The sequence below is a fragment of the Burkholderia sp. WSM2232 genome (assembly GCF_000472545.1).
GTDB lineage: Bacteria > Pseudomonadota > Gammaproteobacteria > Burkholderiales > Burkholderiaceae > Paraburkholderia.
In genome coordinates this window covers 170,111-187,863 of sequence record NZ_AWZV01000010.1, presented here as the reverse complement: position 1 = coordinate 187,863, position 17,753 = coordinate 170,111, and the positions used below count along the sequence as shown (strand labels likewise).

Genomic DNA, 17,753 nt, shown 5'->3' with positions numbered 1-17,753 from the left:
TGAAGATTCGGTTTGTTTAATCCGCTTCCATCCGGGCCATCGATGGTTTGATGGCCCGGATGTCTTCCTGACGCGTGGGGCGGCCCAGATCTCTCGAAGCTCCAACGGATGCTTCCGGCCGGTCAGCCTACCGCTGTTCCACGGCACCCGATGAGCGCCGGAAGAAGCAAGCGCTTCCATGACAATCTCCTCTTCGGAGAAGTGGGATCGATAGTCAGCGGGCGCGCCGCGTTACATCGACGCATTCGGCACGATCATTCGATGAACGCGGGAAAGCGCCTGCTGCCATTCAGCGCTATTGCGCGCGGCGTCGCCCTTGCCAATGAGCGGTTCGAGCAACGAGAGCATCTCGGTTGAATAGGATGTCTCGTCCGGGGTGGTGAGGTCAGAAGTCAGCACGCCTCGTTCGTACTTCGAATGATGTGTGCTCTGGTCCGAAGTCTGACGCTGCGAGGCGCGTACCAGCGCGCCACGTTCCGTCGCAAGTTGGACGGTGCTTTCTCCGGAGTCGTCTATCCGCACATAATCGTAGTTCTGCGAGGACCTCGATGAGGTAAGGGCCGGTTTGGCGCCGCCCGTAAGCGCCTGATGGTAGCTGGCGACAAGATGTGATTGCTGGCTTTGCGAGATCTTGCCTTCGAAGCGCGAGCCTTCGAGCTGCGTCGTTTGCGAGACCTGATACGAGAATGCGTCGACTTCGCCCGGGCGCATCGGATTAGGCGACGCCGACGCGTCCGTGATCGATGCGCTGAAGTCAGCGAGTCCGGTCAACATCGCCTGGGCCGACTGCTGCAGCCCCGGGGTGTAGCCCGTTCCCGGCAGCGCCTCGGCCGAAGGCGTCCCGTAGTCCTCGTTCATCCGCGCGAATCCGTCCTTGAACATCGACATCAGCGTTGCATCGCCGTGCCCACGTGAATTGGCGTGGTCGAACTGCTGAAGATAGCTCGCCACAGAAGCAGCGCGTTGTGCGCTCGTTCCCCAAAGTGCCGAATGGCTCGTATTGATCTTCACGCTCATGGTGCCCGCCGCGCTCGTGACGCTCAGGCTTCGCGCCGCGCTGTCCTGCGAATAGCTCGCCGAGATGTCCGCATTGCCGGCGCCCCTTATGCTGTATCGAAAGGTCGCGGAAGCAAGCACCGAGGTGTCGGACTGCGTCAGGCCGCTCAGGTCGAGTGTCGGTGGCACGGCGCCCAGACCATCGATGGCTTGCTGGAAACCCTCTGAAAGCTTTGCCAGCGCATTGCGTTCGCTCTCGCTGAGCGCGCCGCTGCTCTTGATGCTGACCGAAAGGCTCCCGTCCTCGCTGGCGAGCGCGATCTCGACCGTCGCGCCGCTCGCCGTTCGCACCGTCAGGCCGGCCTGGCCGGCGGATCGTTGAGAAGACGGTCCAACGCCGCCCACACCTCCGGAGCCGACGCTGACCGATTGCGAATAATCACTGCCCGTGGTCTTGAAGCGATCGAGCAGCGCGCTGCCGAGCCCGGCGAAACGTCCCGCCATCGTCTGCACGGCGTAGTCCCCCGCCATCCTGAGCGTTACCGCGTCGCGGTTGTCGCTGGCCCAGGTCACCGTCGGCATGGCGGCGCTCGGCGTGCCTGCCGGCGTATAGGTTTCGAGCACCGTAATGTTGCTCGCGGAAGGGATCGTGACGATGGCCGACGGCGAGAGCGCCACCATGCGTTTCGCATCGCCGTTAACCGCCGTCGCGGGATTCGCGGAATCCGTGAGGGGCGTGGGGGCGGGAGTCGTAGCAAGGTTCACGGATGAAAGCGTGGTCATGGCTCCATGTGTTCTTGTCGTTCGCGAAGAAGCGTGGCGCGCAGCTGTGGACGGCGCGATCATCTGCTTATCGTCAACGCTTTCGAATTCTTTAGTAAGAACCGGACAGACACGAGTAACCCGCAAGCGTCCAGATAGCCGACATTCATTCTCAACCGTCCAGAACGGCAGATCAGTCGTAGTCAGACCTCTGCCGGCGCGAGTCCGATTTGCGTGGAAGCGCGCTTTAGGCAGTTCACCAGATGATCGACCGCGGGCAGCGACATCGCGCTCTTGCGCCATACGACCGCCACCGTGATCGATGGCAGCCGTTCTTCGATATCCAATGCGACGAGCCCGTGCGCGGGCGCAAGCACGTCGAAGAGCGGTCGCGTCATCACGCATAGCGTGTCGGTACTTCTGGCGAGTCCCAGTACGGCGGCGAAGGCTTCGCATGACATTATGCGCGCGGGCCGGGCGAGGCCATTCTGGTCAAAGATCGACTGGACGAGCGCCGACCCTCGATCTCCGTAGGACTGGATGCACCAACGCTCACCGAGCAGTTCAGCCAAGCGGGAACAAAGTCGCGAGAGCGAACTCATCGCTCCGGCCGTAGGTCTCGTCATCTAGCAGGTGCGTGACGAACAGATCGAGCTGGCCGCTGCGGAGATCGTTCAGTCCCGGCGTGGGACTGCTCTCGAACAGATTGACTGTCGCGGCGGGCAGATCGGCGCTGAAACGGTCCAGTGCGGCTGGAAACACGGTCAAGGCGACCGTGGGGCTGATGGCCAGTACGAGCGACACTTCTTTGCCGCTCTTCAGCCGGTCGAGTTCCTCTCTCGTTCTACGCATTTCCTGCAACAGCAGCCGCGCACGAGATTCGAACAGCTGACCGTACTGGGTCAGTTCGATGCCACGCGCGCTACGCGCAATGAGTGGAACCCCGAACTCACCTTCGAGTTCGCGCATCACGCGAGTGATGGCCGGCTGCGTGAGCTGCAAGGCGCGCGCCGCGCCGCGGATGCTGCGATGTTCGACCACGGCGAGGAAGGCCTTCAACTGATGCGTCTTCATGTGCCCTCCAGCAAGCTGCCCTCATCTAGGAATGTTATCTATTCTCGCGGTGAATGATCAATGGCACGAAGCATCAGCGTGTCTGACCGAAATTGCACTATTAGCGCGGCGTTTCCAATGGCGCTCCGACGCGTCTTCCGTGACAACTTTCTATATTTACCCGCTAGCAAATCTTGTCTTTCCTGCGGAAATTGGTTTGGCTAGGCTCTGCTCAACATCGCTAGACAGGAGACCTCATGGAGACCGCCGTTATCACGCCAAGCATCGTCCTTGGAACTGGCCCCTTAGCAGACCATCGCCCCGGTCAAAAACTGCCGCTCGCCGCCATGACACTGGATTGGCAAATGTACGCCGCAACACAGAGCTTGCTCTGTTCCCGTTCGCCTTCGACTAATGTTTGATCCGCGCTAGTTCACGCATCCGCTAGCGCGAGACCGTTGGACGCTTTCCTCAACCTGCTGACCCTTGTCGAACGTCCCTGCCGTATTGTTTCGGCGTCCGCCGTTCGCCTGATAGCCACAACCGGTATCGCGTCTTCCGCCATTGCCCCACGTTATGCGATCGCAGCGTTGGATTGATGCAGGTTGGTGTGCCGCAATTGACACAACGCGCGCCGGGAATGTGAACCGAGACTGCGCGCACGACCTGTGCAGAGGCAGATAGTGTGGAGAGTTAAAAGCAACTCCTGCGTTGCCATGTTTGCAACGCCGCCGCTCGCGTATTTCCAGCGCAACTATTGGGAATAGATTTACAATTTACTTTCGCCACGGAAAATGCGGTCTTCTCATGTGTTCCTGTTTCATTCGTATTATTACTTTGTAATCTTATTCATAAGGCATACCTATTTCCATTTAATAAGCACACTAAAAATTTTGTTGACGAATTCCGTGCTGTCGGACATCATTTGCATGGGCTCACGGAGAACAGTTTCATAATCCTGTTATTCATCCTGTCCGGCTAGCGGTTGAGCCAGAACGACGCGGATGCGCGCCCGCTTTGGTATTGGCGGTCACAACCGGCGCGTCGAGCGCAGTTGCTTTCGACCGCGAGTTAGATAGAAAAACATCAATTAATATTCTGTGGACACCCTGGTGTCCAAAAGGGGATTGCTGCATGTCTCAAAATCTCATGACGCGCATTGCGGATCTGATCCTTGCGGATAACGACGCCATCTACAGTGAAAAGTTGAATAGTGACGGAAAATATCAGAACGCAGAATTGACGCTCCAGCAGTTCACTGATCAGTGCATCGCGACCTTATCTAAAGGCTTTGCCAAAATGCGCGAATCAGATTTCCCGGAAGCGTTTATTGCGTGGGGCAAGTGCAGGGTTGGCTCAACCGCACTCACCAATTTGTTTGGTATGGCGGGACTTGACGCCTATTATCAACCCGTAAAAACGGTTCTCCGACATATTGCCTATGGGAGCGTTGGGGAACCTTGGTCGCTTCCTAATCCCGTTTCGCCGGTATTTGCAAAAGAGATGGCTGGGCCGTATCTATTGGCTGAATGTCTGTATAACCCGATTGAGATACTACTCAAGTCCGGTTATCCCGCAAAAAAGCTGAAACTTATTATAGTCGATCGCGAGCCGGTGCGCTCCCTAGATTCTTGGATTAATAAATGGTCTAGCAAGTTGGATATCGAGCGCTTGGCACTCAACTATTCATCGTCCGCGCTGAACGCGGTCCGCGTTGAGAGCTACGCGGTTCGCAACGGAGTGGATACTCTTTACTACGTCTATGAAGCGTCGAAACAGCCCGACGTCGCCATTCCTGCGCTCTTCCAAGCGCTAGGCATTGGTCAACGATTCACAAATGATGTTATAGATAATTGGGGTGCGCGGGGAGCACTCAACTCCGAACATGCGAAAGTCAGGTTCCCGGTTGAACCGCCGCCGTTCGTTGTCCCCGGTCTTCATGGAACTGAAGAGCGCTACGTATATAAGGAGCGGGAGCTACTGCGGGCGTCGGCCGATTTGGCCGCCTTGATTCCGCAAATGGTAACTGATGTATATGAGCGGCACTTTGCACTATGTTGCCAGACGCTTGGTCTGGACGAGCAAAGCGTCCGTGTCGGAGAACTGGCGTAACGAGCGTAGAAATATCTACAACCGCCAGTCGGGCATTCACTGGTACGCTGGCGGTTCACTGTCTCATTACCTCGACAACTGACGATGATTCCTTTCCGTACTTTAAAGCAGCTTATCGATATGTGGTTCCCTGCACAACGCACGGCAACCGCCATAATCGTGCCCGGAGAGATTGTCCTGTCGTATGAGGGACTTGCAGCGCTTGTAGCACGCCTCCGCCAACTGCTATTGGAAGAAGCCATATCCCCAAGAAGTCGTGTTGGCCTTGTCGCGCCGCGCGGATGGCAGGGATTGGCTGGTTTTCTTGCCATTAGTTCTCTTGGTGCGTGCGCCCCTTTAAATCCAAGTGCGCGCCCCGCGGAAATTGAGAGCGACATCACGCAAATGGGACTTGATGTGATCGTAGGAATGGACTGCGATGCGTCGATCGCAGCGGCGGCTGTCGACCTCGGAATCCAATTCATCCAGATGTCGTCTGAATCGATAGTTTCAAAGATTGACTCGCCGCACATGTACGCGTTGCCCAGTTTCACCGATGCGTACGAACCAGAGCCTCTCGATACCGCCTTGCTAATGAAAACGTCAGGGTCCACCGGGAAGCCCAAGGTCGTCGAGTTAACTCACTCTAATATTCTTGCGAGCACGCAAGCGATCGCGACGATGTTCTCGTTGGGGCCGAAAGATCGATGTCTCAATCTGATGCCGATGTTTCATGTGCACGGTCTGCTAAGCGCGAGCGTCGCGTCATTGATTGGTGGCTCGTCTGTAGTTTGTGTGAGATCGTTTGACGCCAATGCAACCATCGACTATGTGGGGCGGCTCTCGCCGACGTGGATCACTGCAGCTCCGACAATGCATCTGGCAATTTTACGGCAACTTGACGCGCGGGGAAGCAAAATGCCAGCTTCGTCAAACGCTCTCCGATTTGTGCGTTCTTCTTCCGCGCCGATGCCCTTCGATGTTATCCAACGTCTCGAGGATGCCTACGGAGCGCCTTTGATTGAGACGTACGGTTTGACAGAGTCGTCGTCGCTGATCGCTTCGAATCCCCTGCCACCCGGCAAACGCAAGGTCGGTTCCGTAGGACAGCCCGTTGGCGCGGAGATACGTGTGCTCGATGCGAAGATGGTCGATGCCCGCGCGGGCGAAGTCGGCGAAGTCGTCGTTCGTGGCCCCAGCGTCATCACGCAGTACTCAACCGCCGGTGATCAGTCGAACGCCTTCCACGATGGTTGGTTGCGTACTGGAGACGGTGGCTACCTGGACTCTGACGGATATCTTTACATCACCCACCGGCTGAAAGAGGTAATCAAACGAGGGGGCAATCAGGTAGTACCGACCGAAGTTGACGCTCACCTGAGAAAACACGTCGGCGTTTTAGAGGCAGTGACATTTGCGATCGCCCACCCTACTCTCGGGGAGGACGTGGCTGCAGCGCTCGTAGTGGAAACCGCTGCGACGTTTGACGTGACGCAAGTGAGGAGAAGGCTTGCTGAACAAGTCAGCCTTTACAAGGTGCCATCACATCTCTACTTAGTCGCCGAGCTTCCCAAAAATCATATGGGAAAGATCGTCCGTAAGGACGTGGCTAAATTTTGTTCGTGCATTCCCGATGAGGGCGCACGATCACCCAGTGGTCCGACCGAGCAGCTGCTGCACGATATATGGTGCGACTGGCTGCGTGTCGGTTCGCTTCATGTAACGGCGAACCTATTCTTGGCGGGCGCCGATGTGATATTGGCGAGAGGCGTTAGTGACGAGATTCACAGGAATATTAATGTGCGTCTTTCTCCTCGTGAGCTATTTCTCGCGCCGACGATTGAACAACAAGCTCTGATTATTGGCGAGCGCAGTATTTATCCGACGGCTTTGAACATGGAGTCGTAATGGAACTTACGGTCGATGCGCTTCAGAACGATAGCCTTCCAATGCTGCGGCTCTTCATTGGCGCAATAGCCAGCAACGAGAAGACAAACTTCGTAGGCGATCTTGACAGTGTTGTCTCACTGCAAGTTGCCAATCAGTCGGCCGTGGGCATCTTTGATAGCTCCGGTCAAATACATGCGTTCAGCGGCTTTGAGGTCTTGCTTGATGGCGAACTCGCGGAGACGCGCAGCTGTTTCGTGGCTCCGACGTTAAGGGGTTTAGGGATTCAGCGGCTCATGCACTATGCGCGCGCGCTGATGATTATCTCCACCTGTGGGCAAAACTGCTCTGTTGTTTCGGCTACTAAGGCAACGAGCTCATTCGCAAGAAGGAACCTTGAGCTTTTGGGCTTCTCGGACTGGCCTCGGCCACACGATGCTGTGAAAGCGACGTGTCGTGACTGCGCCATGAGCGTCATTGATGAGCAGTGCTGTTGTCGGTTCTACGTTAGCCGTCCGGCCAACGTTGCCACGCTTGCTGCCCGCGTTGGTTGTGGATCGCCGGAAATTGAGGAAGCCCGAAAACGAGGCATAAACATATCGTGGGGCCCGGTTCTGTCACAACTCCGTCAACGTGTCACGAGCGGAAAGAGTGGCGATAGGTCATGATTATTTCTTTGCGGCAAATAGCCTCGTTATACGCCATCGGCGTCTTCCTGTTCGCCGTGATGGACGCCCTCGCAAAGTTTCTCAGCTCGGGCTACCCCACTACTCAAATCGTCTTCTTCCGCTCTCTCTTTGGTTGTTTATTTCTACTAGCGATTGTACTTACCCATCGCGGAGAGGTCGCGCGGCACGCAAGTCTCTCACCCGGCTTATTCGTGCGTGGACTTACTGTTGTTGCCTCGCTTTATCTATTTTTCCTAAGTCTTCGATTTTTGCCGTTAGCGACCGCTACGTCCCTGTCGCTAGCGGCGCCACTTTTTATGGTGGTTATTGGAAAAGTTGCCATTGGCGAGCAGGTGGACAATAGCCGCGTAGCATCGACGGCGGTTGGGTTCGGGGGCGTCTTGCTGATCGTTGGGGTACCCGGTTCTAGTGTCTTCAACCCATACAGCTTGATCGGGATCGCCGCTGCATTCTTGTACGCATTGTCTGCCGCTCAGTCTCGCAAGCTATCGTCCCGCCATGCCCCGCTTACAATCGCATTCTCGACAAATGTAGTGATGCTAGTGGCCTCGGGAATTTCGACCGTCGCCAGTTGGCGCTCTCCTCCCGTGGGTGATCTAGTCATATTCCTGTGCATGGGAGTGTGTGGCGCGACTGCCAACTGGATCTTTTCCATCGCCTATCAGCGCAGTCGAATATCCACCTTCGCGGTTCTCGAATATACGATTCTTATTTGGTCTGGCTTATTCGGCTACATCTTTTTTGACAGTGTGCCACGCGGTTTGGCAATCGTCGGCATGGCGCTTATCGCATTGAGCGGCATCTATTCGGCGATGCATAGGGCGGCAGAGTCGAAGGCGGACAATCCCACCGCAGTCGGGTAAAACGCCGATACATATTGGCGTAGCATTGCTTGCATCAGTTCGATGCTTGTACACGCAAACATATTGGACCAATCGTTATGCACTTCAACTGTGTGGGTGTGGGTTGCGGGCCTTCCAACTTGAGCGTCGCATCCTTGCTTTACAAGTCGCCAGTCACTAATGTCTTCTTTGACAGTAAGCCAGAGTTTAATTGGCATGATGGCATGATGCTAGAAGATGTGACGCTGCAAGTCTCGCTATTCAAGGATTTGGTGACACTAGCAGATCCAACGAACCGCTTCTCGTTCATTTCGTACCTTCACGAGCATGGGCGCCTCTACCAGTTCTTGAATGCACGTTTCGAGAGCTTACTAAGGAGGGAGTTCGCAACGTACCTCCGGTGGGCCGCCCAGACAAACGAAAATGTCGTATTTGGTGAGGCTGTTATAGACATCTCGTTTGTCGACAACAAATTCGTCGTTAACACAACGCGGAATCGCGTAACATCGGAACACGTTGTCATCGGAGTCGGTACAACACCCAAGCTCCCATCGTTCGCCAGTAATTCTCCCGGGCAGTTTCATGTTAGCGAGATCGCGGATAACATTCGTACCGTTTCGGGGAAACGCGTGATAGTTGTCGGTGGCGGTCAATCTGGCGCGGAAGCGCTTCTTGCATTGTTACGCATGAATCAAGACGATGCGCCTGCAAGTGTCAAGTGGGTGTCGCGGCGGGAAAATTTCTACCCTATTGATGACTCACCTTTCACCAACGAATATTATACCCCTTCACATTCAGAGTTCTTCTATCAACAATCGCCTGACTTCAGACGGTCGTTTCTCAATAGAAATGTTTTGTCCAGTGACGGTATATCGGAACAAACACTGCGCAACATCTATCAACGCATTTATTCGCTACGTCATATTGAGCAGTCCGAACTGAATGTGGAGCTGCTACCGTACCGTGAGGCGCAGAACATCGAGCCTGCTTCACGGGGGTGGACATTGTGGACAGTGCGGCTTCACGACGGCGCGCCCGAGCGTTATTCGGCCGATGTAGTGATATGGGCAACAGGTTTCAAACCTGCCGACATGTCGTTCTTGGGGGCCTTGGCGCACCGACTGGAACGTAGTGGGGACGAGATCAAGATCGATCGGTATTTCGGTGCGCAGTGGGATGGTCCCACTAATCGCCATATCTTTCTGCTAAACGGAGCCCGCAGCCAGCGGGGACTTGCAGATCCGAATCTAAGTTTGAACGCATGGCGTGGGCAGACGGTGATCAACAGAATGATGAATACCGCCGACCGACTTCCCATCGGCACACATTCGCTCATTGATTGGCATAAGCCAAGTGATCTGCATCAATGTCATCGAGACCTGCAAGGAGCTTGAAAATGTCGCAGAACCGTATAGCCGTTATTGGCGGGGGGATCGTGGGATGTATGACCGCGCACCGTCTCCTAGAAGCCGACCCGACATGCCATGTCACGCTGGTCGATAGGTCCCTCGTTGGGTCAGGAGCGTCGAGGTTCTCAGCAGGAGTGCACTTCCCGGTCGGACGTAGTTCACATGTGCGGAAGATGAGTGTCGAAAGTGCCGACTACTACTCCGCCCTAGTCAGGAGCGATAGCGAACTCCCAATCTACGCGGTAAATTTTTTTGTTGCTGCAGCATCCAAGGATGCCTTAGAGGTGATGCAGCGATGTATTGGGCTTGAGGAACATTCGGTGAGACAGGATGTCGACGTGAAAGTGGTTAGTATTCCTGATGGCTTTAAGGTTTGGCGTATGCCCGGTTGTCAAGTAGCGAATGTCTCTGCGCTGGTTCAAATGCTAGCGCAAAGGCTGAGGAGGCGCATATCCATTCTGGAGAGTGTCAATGTTGACGCTATCCACGAGCGACGCGACGGCGTTCAGATTCAACTATCAACGGGCAAGAATCTCCAGGCGGATAAAGCTGTTCTATGTCCTGGTCCATGGGCAAATGCCGGTGTGTTCCGTGATTACACGAAACCCCTTGAAATTCGTAGCAAAAAGGTTGTCGCACTACATCTTGATGGATCGCCAGACATGGCAGTCCCGATTCTTTTTCCCATCGACGATGTATTTATGGTGCCTTTCCCGTACCGCGGTCACTGGCTGTTCAGCTATACGTGCAACCAATGGAACGTCTCGCCAGATGATAGCCGTAGTTGCGTCCTGACAAACGCCGAGATGGCGGAGGCGCAGCAGTGGCTGGACCGTTATGCAGGGCCATTGGGTCGCAACGTGTGCGCGGGCCGGGTGTTCGTCGACGCCTACAGCCCGAGCGGGGAACCCATCATCGCACCTGTCGGTGTCACGGGAAATCTCGTCTTCGCAGGGGCGGCGAATGGGTCAGGGTACCGGTTAGCGCCGGCGATAGCGATGGAAGCGGTACGTGCTGTTTTCGAATAACTATGCTCGTGGAGTCAATCGTATGTGGATTACGCAAATGGAAACAACCGAACTCCGCGACGCGTTCGGTATTCAACTTGGGTCGGTTGGCGAACGCCGGCTTGCCAGCGGCGCTTCGGTTTTTCCGTCGTATGGGGTGGTAAAAGCTGGAACGCAATCCTCTCATCACCGGCATGATGAAAGCGAAGCTTTCGTCATCATATCGGGCAGCGGTGAAATTGTTTCGGAAGGAAAAACGCATCCGATATGCGGGGGCTCGGTGGTTTTTATCCGTCCGTTTGAGGAGCATGTCATTCGAAACACCGGGACGTCAGATCTGCAGTTCGTGGACCTCTATTGGCGTGATTCCGCGGCCCGGGCCGAGGCAGCTGAGAGCAACGCCGCGGCCCGCATGGCCGACCGACCCGTTTTCGTCTTTTCAACGCCTCCAACGCCGAACGGTGACCTCCACCTCGGCCATCTCTCTGGACCGTACTTCGCCGCAGACGTGTACGTCCGGTATCTCCGGGCAAAAGGCATCCGAGCGTATCACCTGAGCGGCAGTGACGACTACCAGAGCTATGTTGTGGGCCGCGCACGGGATGAAGGGTCAACACCGCGTGCCGTGGCGGCTCATTACTCGAGCGAAATATTAGCGACGCTCGGGATGATGGGAATCCATCTCGACCAGTACACGGTTACCGATCAGGATGAGCTTTACGCTAGCGGCTTGCAGGCTTTTTTCTCAGCAATAGTCGCGAGTGGGGCTGAGGAAATGTCGACGCCAGCGCTGGTTGATGGCGAGACTGGGGCCTACCTCTATGAGGTCGACGTAAGCGGAGAGTGTCCGACTTGCGGTGAACCTTCAGGAGGAAATATTTGCGAGCAGTGTGGCGAGCCAAACACCTGTGTGGAATTTGCCTCACCTCGGTCAAAGCTATCTGATAAAGCGCCCCTACGGAAGAACGTGCGGCGTTATTGCCTGACCCTCAACGAGTTCAAGTCTGTAGTGGCGGAACATCACCAACGCTCGAAAGTGTCGCCCCGACTGCAGGAGCTCGCGGCGAAAGTGATGAAGCGCGATCAATTTGTGATCCCCATCACTCACCCGGCCGCCTGGGGCATCCCTCCGCTCGAGCGCACTGAGGGCCATCAGGTGATCTGGGTCTGGCCAGAAATGGCGTACGGATTCCTGCACGGTATAGAGATGCTTGGGAAACGGTTAGGCATGGGATGGCATGCGAACGACCCACAGGCAGACTGGAAAATCGTTCACTTTTTTGGGTATGACAACAGCTTTTATCACTCCATCCTGTACCCGGTGCTCTATCATCTGGCGTTCCCGCACTGGCATTGCGACATTGATTACAACGAAAACGAATTCTACCTGCTGGATGGGCTGAAATTCTCCACGAGTCGCCGGCATGCAATCTGGGGTAAAGAGATTCTTCGGCCCGAAACGGTCGACGCCGTTCGCTTTTACCTAGGCTGGACTCGCGGCGAACAGGAAAGAACAAACTTCACGATGACTGAGTTTCGCCATGCGGTTGACACAGTGCTTGTAAAGCAGTGGCAAGGCTGGTTGTCGTCCCTTGGCGCGCGGTTGAACGACTTCGGGAATCTAGCGCCCGAGGCAGGAAGATGGACGGCCGGTCATATTGGCTACCAGAAAGCCTTGCAGGCGCGTTTGGGTGCCATTTCTGCGTTCTACGATGGGAACCAGTTTTCTTTGAACAATGTCGTCAACGAACTGAATGCCCTAATAAACGACGCGTATCGTTTTGGCACATCAAGCGAACGCATTCGGCACGATACAGCGTTACACGACGAGTATCGGACGGCCGTCACGCTCGAGTTAGCAACCGCGCGACTGCTGGCCCACGTTTCAGCGCCCCTCATGCCAATGTTTGCATCTCGGCTTGCAGAGGCGCTCGGTGGCATAGATTTGGAAGGTTGGCCAAACGCCGTCGAAATGGTGGATTCGGGAGCACATATAACGCTTGCGTCGTGCACATTTTTCGAAAGTATTGCGCCGGATGTCGCCGTCGACAGCCCTGCTGCGGCGCTCGCGTAGCGACAGCCTCTACACCGTCCATCCATGTGCTTAACTTGCTGCCAACTTTGACTATGACAAGTCTTGACTCTGCAACCAAAGACGAAAGTGACGCTGCGATACAGCGCTCTATTCATTGGCATCCCTTTCGGCTGGACATGGCGGCTAGAGCGGCACAAAAGCGGCAACGCCCTATATGTATCTGGTTGACGGGGCTTTCGGGCGCCGGCAAGTCGACCATCGCCAATTTGCTGGATCAGCGCCTGCATGCCGAAGGCAAGCATACTTATGTGCTCGACGGCGACAACGTTCGACATGGCCTAAGTTGTGACCTCGGCTTTTCTGATGCTGACCGAGATGAGAACATCCGGCGCGTCGCCGAGGTGGCGAAGCTCATGGTCGATGCGGGTTTAATAGTACTAGCGGGATTCATCTCGCCCCTTGCACGACAACGCCAGCTCGCGAGGCAATTGTTCGACGAAGGGCACTTCTTGGAAGTGTTCGTGGACGCATCTCAGCGGGAGTGTGAACGGCGCGATGTCAAGGGGCTATACGCTAAAGCGCGCCGTGGCGAGTTAGCTAACTTTACCAGTATCGACAGCGAGTACGAAAGGCCGGAACGTCCGGAATTGCATCTGCTCACCGAACGCCATCCGGCACACGCGTGCGTTGAGGAAGTTGTGCAATATATAAAGGCGCTAGAATCATGAATTCGTTGAAACGTGGCGAACTGGACGCATTATGTATGGCCGCCGAGACGGCCGGTGATGAAATCATGAAGTTTTACAATCGTCACCTACCGCCGACACTCAAGCAAGATAACTCGCCTGTCACAGAAGCGGATGTTCGCGCTGACACGATTATCCGAGAGCGACTAGGCGCGGCGTTCCCCGATGTCTTTGTTGTCTCGGAAGAGTCGGCAGCTAGGCCTGTACTCGGTAACCAGCGTCTGTTCCTAGTAGATCCGCTAGACGGTACCAAAGAATTCTTGAATGGCAACGCAGAATTTACAGTGAATATTGCTTTGCTGGATGGTGGAGTGCTAGTTGCTGGCGTGGTTGTGGCGCCGGCCCTAGGCGAGGTCTTCTATGCGGCGACATCGCTTGGAGCTTGGAAAATTAAAGACGGTGTGGAGACTGCACTCGGCATCTCTCATGGCAGAACTGTACTTCCTTTGCGGATCATTGGTAGCCGCTCCCATAACGTGAACGAGGTCACAGATTGGTTGGCGCGCCTGCACTTGAGTCATACGTTTAATGCCGTGGGGAGCTCGCTGAAGTTCTGCCGGATCGCGGAGGGCAGCGCGGACGTATATCCTCGCTTTGGACCTACTTGTCAATGGGATACGGCGGCGGGCCAATGCATACTTGAGTCAGCTGGCGGAACCGTCGCCGACCTATCTGGTCGAGCCTTGCTTTACGGCTTAGACAGGCCGATTGTCAACCCGGCATTTATCGCGTTTGGCGATTCTCGGTTGCGACCAATATTCACATCGTCCGCGCTGGCCGGTAACAAGCGTGGCGCAATGTCGACCGACGCCCATGCATGTGCGCCGTCCTCGGATTTGCCTTTTGCACACTAGCTTCCAATGCCGATGGTCGGAGAAAGAGTTAATGAGGCAGGCCGTGTGACCGCCATTCTACGGCGCAAGCTGACGAAAGCATCGACGCGTCCTTCGTTTGCGCCGCCGGACCGGTGTGGGAAAGGACCGGAGTCCGCAGTGGTACGGAGGCCCCCTAACCGCGATCGGCGCTTCGCGACCCACTGCGGCCGATCAACTCGACATGACAAATCGGGCGGCTTCCGAGGTACAACTGAGTTCCGCGGAGTGGCATTGAAATACGGCAGTTCGGCCATTACTGACGTTCAGCTGCAGGGGGCGCTGCGTCGGCAGCAAGTCGGTTAGTGGCCGAGGTTGTGTAAAAACATATGGGCCGGCAGGCGGGTAGGACCCTGCTTCGCAGCACCGGCCGCTTGCGCATGCCGCGAAGGAGCTTGGGACGACATCCGAAATAGTAAAAGCTTGGGTCAGGCGATTCCGCGAGTGGTTGCTCGTACTGGATGCGACGGGGAATTTTGAGCGGCGAGTGCGGCTTGGTCTTAAAGCTCCGCGACCGTTGATGGATTGCCCGCACTGCAGGAAGCAGACGGCGGCTGAACTAAAGTGGCCTCTGTTCCGCTGTACGCGATGCAATGGCTTCCTCGACGTCGGCATCGACGCGCTGCAAGCCTACAGAGCGCACGTCCGGCAGGCACAACCGCCGCCCTCCTGTTGGGCGCAACAGAAAGAGCATGCTCACGGGAACATCGCGGAGCGCTTACCGCGCTGCCTGGCGCTGTCTTTGCCTCTGAATCACCACCGATGCAATGCAGACGAGGAACGCCGCAGTGATGAAGCTGACGACGAGCAGCACGCAGAGCACTATGCTTTCTTCGCCCTCGGTGCCAACTGCGCCGAATGTACGAAATAACGGTGTCAGGGCAGTCCACACGGCGTCGCTGCCAACCCAGCGAGCAAGCGGGTCAATTCGCGAAAGGCCGATGAAGACAAGTGGAGTGAGCAGGGCCGCAAGGCCCACGCGCAGGAGACCTTTCATCGCACGTCCACCGTTCCATAGTAAGGGATATCCGTGCCGGGAATCATTGCTGGCGGCTGAGACAGGAGGTAGGCGCTCAGACGGTCGAACTGCGCCTGAGACGGGAGTGTTATGCAGCCATCGCTGATACCCCAGCGGCCGTTCGGATGCAACCTGAAATTGCCGCGCTTTATGCCGTTCACGAAAGTCCAGTCATCAATCTTGCCGTCTGCGCTGTACAGCGCGAACCAACTCCCACGGTTGCTGTTTGACCACATATCCAGGGCGAGGTCGCGCACTCGCCCAAGCCGCCCACCTGTCTCGCGCTTGACGATGTAGTAGCGACCCTTCGGGATCGGACCGGCACCCACTGCAGCCGTATCTGCTGGGTTATCGACGTGATCCTTATTGCCGGAGAACGCCGCTACTCCACCAAAACCACTGCATAGGAGCGTCGAGACCTTTTGTCCATTAAGTGCAAACGTGCATTGCGCTGGCATACCTGTCCTTTGAATCCGTGATTGCTGTAAGGTATGACAAATGGCCGTGCTTGCGCAATCGCCCCGACGTAGTCGTTCGCAGAATATGCGGTCCGCATCGATCACTTGCCCTAGTATGCGACGAGGTAATTCTCCGGCTCGACTTTGGCGAGATCGTAACTGCTCTTCCGGTGTTTATGTCGTCTGGCGACCCTGAACGGACGCTCCGAGCCCCGTGAGCGCGCTGGCCGCTTCCGAGGCAAACGGACGCTCAAGCTGCAATTTGCATAGACGCAAACCGTTGAACCTTGTCGGGGAAGATACTCAAGCGACTTGCAACACGGCCTCTCCATCGGATCCCTGCTACTGAAATGGGGATAGGCTTCCGGAGAATCTCAACTCCGCTCGTCTGTTGAAGTGCCGCGCACTTGTGCGCTCGGATCTTGGATCAAGAGTCCAGCGCCTCAGCATGATTATGCCCAGCACTGCGGCAGCGAAGCCCAAGAGCGCTCCAATGACCAACGCCCATCGGGGACTATAGTGATTTGCCACCCACCCAACGATGGGCGCGCCTATCGGCGTGCCTCCCAACGCAATGCCCAAACGCAGAGCCATCACCCGGCCGCGCATCGCGGGCTCGGTCGATATCTGCATCAAGCTCGTGCTTGTATTGGTAAATGTCAGCGCGGCCACCTCGATGACCACGAGCGCCCCTGCGAACATCCAGTAACCTGGCGCGAGTGCCGCAAGCGCACAGCCCAACCCGAAGATTGCGGCACCGACTACCAAGGCACTGAAGCGGGGTTTTTCGCGGCCTGCTGCCAGTAACGCGCCAGACATCGTGCCGATGGCCAATATCGAAGTCAGCAGGCCGTGACCGCGCGCATCAGCGTGAAACACGCCGACCGCCATTGTAGAAATGAAGATGGGAAAGTTCGCCCGAAAGTGCCGATCAGAAACAGCCGGGCCGAACATTCTTCCAGCATTGAAGGATGTCGAGCTGAGCGCCACGGCATTGTGCAGATCAGCGTCTCCGACGAGTGCGCCAACGAATGTCTGCCGCACCGGGCCGTCGAACGCAGACGCGCATCCGAACAAGAAAGCAAATCCATACACCTCCCACAACTGGACGACACCTGCGACCGTGAGAACGCCGAGCGCCGTCGCGAGCGCGCCCATCGTCGCCTGCGTAATCATGAGAAGCTTGCGCTGGTCAAAGTGATCCGCGGCAAAGCCTGTCCATGGCAGGAGCATTAACTGTGGCCCGAACTGGAGCGCCATTACCGTGCCGATTGCCGATGCATTGTGATGCGTCATCAATTGCGTCAGGACAAGCCAGTCCTGCGCGGTGCGCTGCATCCATGTGCCGACGCTGGATACGAACGCACGCATCGCCCATATCCGGTAATTGAATATTCGCAGTGAACTGAAAGAACGAAGCACACGTGCGTTCATGGCCGCTCTGTCATCCAGCCACCGTGAAAAGCCGGGCACGAACTTACTCGCATCGTTAGAAAATCCATTGAGTGGACATCCCGCGCATTTGCTTTTGGATAAGAGCTTTCCCTTATCGGGTATTCCCCTACACTGATCTTGTCGCTGCACAGGGCAGCTTAATTTTCAGATCAAGGTCAACCATGCGTTCATTGCCCAAATTCCTCGTTCCGCTTTTCTTCGCACTTCCGGCACTCGGGCACGCTCAATCGAACGAAACGCTCAGCCGCAGCCAGGCGCATGAGCATCTCTTGCAATTGGAGAAAGCTGGCTATAGTCCCCTGGTGAACGATCCGCTGTATCCGCATCGTCTGCAGGCAGCTGAAGCAACGTTGTCCAAGCAAAAAGCCGCAGACGCGGCATATGGACCCGAAATGGAAGGTACGGTGCGTTCGGGTCGATGATCGTTCATTGC

At 56.1% G+C, this 17,753-nt stretch carries 16 protein-coding genes and 1 pseudogene; 11 read left to right on the top strand and 6 right to left on the bottom strand.

Annotation, left to right across the window (positions count from 1 at the left end; all coding sequences use genetic code 11):
• Nucleotides 1-231: 231 nt before the first annotated feature.
• The 3 genes from F757_RS0110975 to F757_RS36820 all read right to left on the bottom strand — a co-directional run bounded on the left by F757_RS0110975 (nucleotide 232) and on the right by F757_RS36820 (nucleotide 2,832).
• On the bottom strand, nucleotides 232-1,779 hold the full coding sequence (locus tag F757_RS0110975; protein WP_027211429.1) for a hypothetical protein: 1,548 nt from the start codon (nucleotides 1,777-1,779) through the stop codon (nucleotides 232-234).
• 182 nt (nucleotides 1,780-1,961) lie between these two features.
• Complete coding sequence (locus tag F757_RS36825; RefSeq protein WP_269659211.1) at nucleotides 1,962-2,330, bottom strand: LysR substrate-binding domain-containing protein; 369 nt, start codon at nucleotides 2,328-2,330, stop codon at nucleotides 1,962-1,964.
• On the bottom strand, nucleotides 2,323-2,832 hold the full coding sequence (locus F757_RS36820; protein ID WP_051376746.1) for a LysR family transcriptional regulator: 510 nt from the start codon (nucleotides 2,830-2,832) through the stop codon (nucleotides 2,323-2,325). The genes F757_RS36825 and F757_RS36820 overlap by 8 nt, the downstream gene beginning before the upstream one ends.
• Nucleotides 2,833-3,945: 1,113 nt before the next feature.
• Here F757_RS36820 and F757_RS33400 point away from each other — a divergent pair.
• From F757_RS33400 to F757_RS37040, 10 genes and pseudogenes are all read left to right on the top strand, one after another.
• On the top strand, nucleotides 3,946-4,923 hold the full coding sequence (locus F757_RS33400) for a hypothetical protein (RefSeq protein WP_035466641.1): 978 nt from the start codon (nucleotides 3,946-3,948) through the stop codon (nucleotides 4,921-4,923).
• 84 nt (nucleotides 4,924-5,007) lie between these two features.
• Nucleotides 5,008-6,810, top strand: coding sequence for a non-ribosomal peptide synthetase (locus F757_RS33395; RefSeq protein WP_084530820.1), 1,803 nt, complete (start codon nucleotides 5,008-5,010; stop codon nucleotides 6,808-6,810).
• On the top strand, nucleotides 6,810-7,457 hold the full coding sequence (locus tag F757_RS0110955) for a hypothetical protein (protein WP_027211428.1): 648 nt from the start codon (nucleotides 6,810-6,812) through the stop codon (nucleotides 7,455-7,457). The genes F757_RS33395 and F757_RS0110955 overlap by 1 nt, the downstream gene beginning before the upstream one ends.
• Nucleotides 7,454-8,341, top strand: coding sequence for a DMT family transporter (locus tag F757_RS0110950; RefSeq protein WP_027211427.1), 888 nt, complete (start codon nucleotides 7,454-7,456; stop codon nucleotides 8,339-8,341). The genes F757_RS0110955 and F757_RS0110950 overlap by 4 nt, the downstream gene beginning before the upstream one ends.
• Before the next feature lie 77 nt (nucleotides 8,342-8,418).
• Nucleotides 8,419-9,714 carry a lysine N(6)-hydroxylase/L-ornithine N(5)-oxygenase family protein gene (locus F757_RS33390; protein ID WP_051376743.1) on the top strand — a complete coding sequence of 432 codons (1,296 nt, stop codon included), beginning with the start codon at nucleotides 8,419-8,421 and terminating at the stop codon, nucleotides 9,712-9,714.
• On the top strand, nucleotides 9,687-10,757 hold the full coding sequence (locus F757_RS33385) for an NAD(P)/FAD-dependent oxidoreductase (RefSeq protein ID WP_084530818.1): 1,071 nt from the start codon (nucleotides 9,687-9,689) through the stop codon (nucleotides 10,755-10,757). The genes F757_RS33390 and F757_RS33385 overlap by 28 nt, the downstream gene beginning before the upstream one ends.
• 37 nt (nucleotides 10,758-10,794) lie before the next feature.
• On the top strand, nucleotides 10,795-12,810 hold the full coding sequence (locus F757_RS0110935) for a class I tRNA ligase family protein (protein WP_198021382.1): 2,016 nt from the start codon (nucleotides 10,795-10,797) through the stop codon (nucleotides 12,808-12,810).
• 53 nt (nucleotides 12,811-12,863) lie between these two features.
• The gene (cysC, locus tag F757_RS0110930; protein ID WP_051376741.1) at nucleotides 12,864-13,499 is read left to right on the top strand and encodes an adenylyl-sulfate kinase; all 636 of its coding nucleotides are present in this window, start codon (nucleotides 12,864-12,866) and stop codon (nucleotides 13,497-13,499) included.
• Complete coding sequence (cysQ, locus tag F757_RS33380; protein WP_084530816.1) at nucleotides 13,496-14,371, top strand: 3'(2'),5'-bisphosphate nucleotidase CysQ; 876 nt, start codon at nucleotides 13,496-13,498, stop codon at nucleotides 14,369-14,371. The genes cysC and cysQ overlap by 4 nt, the downstream gene beginning before the upstream one ends.
• Before the next feature lie 391 nt (nucleotides 14,372-14,762).
• A pseudogene (locus F757_RS37040) lies at nucleotides 14,763-14,879 on the top strand (DUF746 domain-containing protein); the annotation flags it as partial.
• Between the two features lie 228 nt (nucleotides 14,880-15,107).
• Here F757_RS37040 and F757_RS0110920 read toward each other — a convergent pair.
• The 3 genes from F757_RS0110920 to F757_RS33375 form a co-directional block, all read right to left on the bottom strand.
• Entirely contained in the window at nucleotides 15,108-15,386 is a 279-nt protein-coding gene (locus F757_RS0110920) for a hypothetical protein (RefSeq protein WP_027211424.1), read from the bottom strand.
• Complete coding sequence (locus tag F757_RS0110915; RefSeq protein WP_027211423.1) at nucleotides 15,383-15,865, bottom strand: DUF2778 domain-containing protein; 483 nt, start codon at nucleotides 15,863-15,865, stop codon at nucleotides 15,383-15,385. The genes F757_RS0110920 and F757_RS0110915 overlap by 4 nt, the downstream gene beginning before the upstream one ends.
• A gap of 342 nt (nucleotides 15,866-16,207) precedes the next feature.
• Complete coding sequence (locus tag F757_RS33375; protein WP_084530812.1) at nucleotides 16,208-17,299, bottom strand: MFS transporter; 1,092 nt, start codon at nucleotides 17,297-17,299, stop codon at nucleotides 16,208-16,210.
• A gap of 71 nt (nucleotides 17,300-17,370) precedes the next feature.
• On the opposite strand from F757_RS33375, the gene F757_RS33370 reads away from it, so the two are divergent.
• The gene (locus tag F757_RS33370; RefSeq protein WP_232221387.1) at nucleotides 17,371-17,742 is read left to right on the top strand and encodes a DUF4148 domain-containing protein; all 372 of its coding nucleotides are present in this window, start codon (nucleotides 17,371-17,373) and stop codon (nucleotides 17,740-17,742) included.
• The last annotated feature ends 11 nt before the right edge of the window (nucleotides 17,743-17,753 follow it).

Excerpts from the sequence above, each read along its gene's own strand:
- F757_RS0110935 (WP_198021382.1), top strand. The coding sequence starts at position 10,795 with ATGGAAACAACCGAACTCCGCGACGCGTTCGGTATTCAACTTGGGTCG.
- F757_RS0110915 (WP_027211423.1), bottom strand. The coding sequence starts at position 15,865 with ATGCCAGCGCAATGCACGTTTGCACTTAATGGACAAAAGGTCTCGACG.
- F757_RS33395 (WP_084530820.1), top strand. The coding sequence starts at position 5,008 with ATGATTCCTTTCCGTACTTTAAAGCAGCTTATCGATATGTGGTTCCCT.
- F757_RS0110975 (WP_027211429.1), bottom strand. The coding sequence starts at position 1,779 with ATGACCACGCTTTCATCCGTGAACCTTGCTACGACTCCCGCCCCCACG.
- F757_RS33385 (WP_084530818.1), top strand. The coding sequence starts at position 9,687 with ATGTCATCGAGACCTGCAAGGAGCTTGAAAATGTCGCAGAACCGTATA.
- cysC (WP_051376741.1), top strand. The coding sequence starts at position 12,864 with ATGACAAGTCTTGACTCTGCAACCAAAGACGAAAGTGACGCTGCGATA.
- F757_RS0110955 (WP_027211428.1), top strand. The coding sequence starts at position 6,810 with ATGGAACTTACGGTCGATGCGCTTCAGAACGATAGCCTTCCAATGCTG.
- cysQ (WP_084530816.1), top strand. The coding sequence starts at position 13,496 with ATGAATTCGTTGAAACGTGGCGAACTGGACGCATTATGTATGGCCGCC.
- F757_RS36820 (WP_051376746.1), bottom strand. The coding sequence starts at position 2,832 with ATGAAGACGCATCAGTTGAAGGCCTTCCTCGCCGTGGTCGAACATCGC.
- F757_RS0110950 (WP_027211427.1), top strand. The coding sequence starts at position 7,454 with ATGATTATTTCTTTGCGGCAAATAGCCTCGTTATACGCCATCGGCGTC.
- F757_RS0110920 (WP_027211424.1), bottom strand. The coding sequence starts at position 15,386 with ATGAAAGGTCTCCTGCGCGTGGGCCTTGCGGCCCTGCTCACTCCACTT.
- F757_RS33390 (WP_051376743.1), top strand. The coding sequence starts at position 8,419 with ATGCACTTCAACTGTGTGGGTGTGGGTTGCGGGCCTTCCAACTTGAGC.
- F757_RS33400 (WP_035466641.1), top strand. The coding sequence starts at position 3,946 with ATGTCTCAAAATCTCATGACGCGCATTGCGGATCTGATCCTTGCGGAT.
- F757_RS33375 (WP_084530812.1), bottom strand. The coding sequence starts at position 17,299 with ATGAACGCACGTGTGCTTCGTTCTTTCAGTTCACTGCGAATATTCAAT.